Raw genomic sequence first — 3,096 nt, 5'->3', positions numbered from 1 at the left:
TTGTTGGCCAACGCCACTGCTGCAATATTGCTATTCCTACGCTCTAATAACCGGCTTGCCCAGCACGAGACGACATCGTGTTTACGCCTCACCGACTGCAAAACTGCCCTGGCACCGTGGATTAGCAAAGTTCTCAAATAGGTATCCCCCCGTTTGCTGATCCCCAGCAAGGTTTGCTTGCCGCTGCTGGAGTGCTGGCGTGGCACCAACCCGAGCCAAGCGGCCAGTTGCCTGCCATTTTCGAAATTGTTGGCATTGCCAATAGTCGCAACCAACGCACTGGCGGTGATGGAACCGATGCCGGGGGATCTTACCGATGCATTGGCACAAGGCGTTCTGCTGATGACATTGCTCGATTTGCTTGTCGAGTATCGCTGTTATCTTGAACAGGTGGTCCAGATAATCCTGTAGCAGACTCAACTGTTGACGGAACAAGGCAGGCAACCTGTTATCGGCATCCTCCAGGATGTCGGGTAACTTGCGCAGTATTTGGGTGATGCCTTGGGGGATGATGATGCCAAATTTCCCTAGTAATCCCCGGATCTGATTGACCTGAGCGGTCCGCTGCTTGATGAAACCCTGACGGATCCGATGCAGTGCCAGCACGGCTTGTTGTTCCGGGGAGTTGACAGGGACGAACCGCATGTTGGGTCGAGTCACGGCTTCGCAGATAGCTTCTGCATCGGCCGCATCGTTCTTGTTGGTTTTGACGTAAGGTTTGACGAACTGGGGAGTCATCAGTTTGACAGTATGCCCTAACGACATCAGGGTGCTGGCCCAGTAGTGAGAGGAGGCACACGCCTCCATGCCGATCAAGCCGGGTGGGATATTGGCAAAAAAGGAGGCTATTTGTGAACGCAGGAGTTGCTTGTTGAACAACCGCTTACCGTGCTCGTCCACCCCGTGAACCAGGAACACCTCTTTTGCCAAATCTATGCCGATTGTCGTAGCTTTCATGGTGGTCGCCTCTCTCATTAGTGGGAACGTACATTCGCCACTGTGGCACTTCAAATGCCGTTTTGGGTAGGGGCGACCATCCCATTAACAACACCTCTTTTCGCTCGTAACGTGGTGGGTTGGTCGATGAAACCGACCCTCTCCCTCTAGCTCGCGCTGGATGCACTGATGATGGCCGTATGGCGGCGTAGACCTGAAGGCGAGGTCATCGTGCAGCCAATACGGCAGTGACGACTGGCAGCGTTTCTGCCGTGCCAATAACGAGCCGACGTGGCAACTGCTGTTGGGATACTTAATAAATTCCACAGTAGCAATGGACTACATTCAAGTGTTTAAATTGAACATTCATATAGTGTGGAGCTTAAGCAGCACTAAATAACATATCCATCACCAAGAGATAATGACAAATAAATAGATTACCATGGAGAAATGAGATAGTTCATCTCGCCAAGAAAAACTATAAGAGGAACAAAGCATAACAAAATAAATATTGTAACAAAACATTACTCAAAAAAACAAAATCAAGTAGTAGTTTGTCATTTCTTTCAATTGCTTACCCTCCCTTCCGCTAGACAAACCGCCATATTTAATTACAAAAAAACAAGCCAAAATAGAGAGCCAGAAATAACCAATTCATTTTTATAAATGATATTCAAATACTCTTGCCACCAATCACGCAGCATGCTTATATATGACGTAATCCATAAAAATATTTTAAATTGAAGCAAGCACTATGCCTCAATATTTTCATCATGATATCAATCACGTAACCATGTATGCAGCATTTCACCGATATCGAATATTGTTCGCCGCCTCCCCATCGGTGATCGGTTACGGCGCACGGAATATACTTTCAACAGTCAGGAGGTCACATGGCCACGCATCACCGTACATTACAAACAGAGCGCGATATATTAGTTTTCCTTACCACGCGGCCAGGTCCGGCCACCACCGCTGACGTCAGCGAAGCCTTCAATATATCGCTGTATAAAGCCCGCTATCATTTGCGGCAACTCGTTTTTGCCGGCGTAGTGCAAGAATTAAACCACGGGAGAGGTTCGGCCACCTACTGGCAGTGTTGCTGCCATGGTTGATATCCCCCCCCCGGCTCGACCGCGATGCGGTTGCTAAACATGACTCCGCTCAAGGGCTATCGATAAAGGACCTGCTGCATGCCGTTGCCACCCACCCAACCACGCATTTCCCGCTGGCATTGGCCGCTGACCGTGCTGGGATGTCTCTTGCCACTGTTGTTTGGCATCGCCCTACTCTATCTGGCAGGGCTGCACCAGCAGAAACAGCACGCCCTGACCATCGCTCGCGAGCTCTTGCTGCGTATCGAGCGGATGTTAACAGAGGCCGAACGTGTTAACAGCAAGGTCGCCGACATGGTCGGCCAGCCCTGCCTCGCGGTATTACCGGCGTTGCGCCGTGAAGCCACCAAGGCCGCGTTGGTCCGCACCATCAACCTCGCTGACCACGAGGGGGCCGTGTACTGCACCTCGCTGCTTGGCAAGGTGCAACAACACGCCCCGAAAGAGGCCTTTTTTGTCGGCAAAATACGTTTGCTACCCGGGTCATCCTGGTGGCCGGACCATCCGGTGCTATCACTGCGCACGCCCGTGCCCAAGGGGGCGGTCATCATCAACATTGACAGCACCCACCTGGCCAAGGCGTTGACAGAGGTTTCGGGGGAGACGCTTCACGCCTGGTTGCGGGTCGGGCCACAATGGCTGGATGCGCAGGGCCACCGTTATCATCACCAGCCTGACGCGGCATTGGCCGCCATGCGCAGCCGCATGTCACTGCGCTATCCACTCTCTATCACGGTGGGCTATCCCCTGGCGACCCAGACCTGGTCATACTGGATACCAGCCCATTGGTCCACGTTACTGTTATTGTTGGTCGGCTCGCTAGGATGTGGTGCCATGACCAGGTGGTGGCTGACGCGACCCAACACCCCGGCCCAGGAGCTGCGTAGGGGACTCCATGCCAACGAGTTCATCCCATATGTACAACCGGTCATCGATGCCCGCACCCGCCAACCTTGTGGTATTGAGGTTTTGATGCGCTGGCAGCACCCGCAAGCCGGGTTACTCGGCCCTGACTGTTTTATCCCTCAGGGGCGTTGTTAATGGG

Annotated in this window: 2 protein-coding genes and 2 pseudogenes; 3 read left to right on the top strand and 1 reads right to left on the bottom strand. The window is 52.7% G+C overall.

Annotated features, from left to right (window positions below):
- A pseudogene (locus tag ACE1BR_RS21850) lies at positions 1-957 on the bottom strand (IS110 family transposase); the annotation flags it as partial.
- A 96-nt stretch (positions 958-1,053) separates the two neighbouring features.
- On the opposite strand from ACE1BR_RS21850, the pseudogene ACE1BR_RS21845 reads away from it, so the two are divergent.
- From ACE1BR_RS21845 to ACE1BR_RS21835, 3 genes and pseudogenes are all read left to right on the top strand, one after another.
- Positions 1,054-1,247: pseudogene (locus tag ACE1BR_RS21845) on the top strand (IS3 family transposase); the annotation flags it as partial.
- A 582-nt stretch (positions 1,248-1,829) separates the two neighbouring features.
- A complete protein-coding gene (locus ACE1BR_RS21840) occupies positions 1,830-2,051 on the top strand; it encodes a FaeA/PapI family transcriptional regulator (RefSeq protein ID WP_374874009.1) in 222 nt (73 codons plus the stop codon).
- 78 nt (positions 2,052-2,129) lie between these two features.
- Positions 2,130-3,092, top strand: a complete 963-nt coding sequence (locus tag ACE1BR_RS21835; RefSeq protein ID WP_374874007.1) for a CSS-motif domain-containing protein — start codon at positions 2,130-2,132, stop codon at positions 3,090-3,092.
- Positions 3,093-3,096: the final 4 nt, after the last annotated feature.

The organism is Aeromonas sp. MdU4 (genome assembly GCF_041929505.1).
GTDB lineage: Bacteria > Pseudomonadota > Gammaproteobacteria > Enterobacterales > Aeromonadaceae > Aeromonas.
The sequence above is the reverse complement of the archived record's forward strand: the minus strand, read 5'-3'. Positions and strand labels throughout refer to the sequence as shown.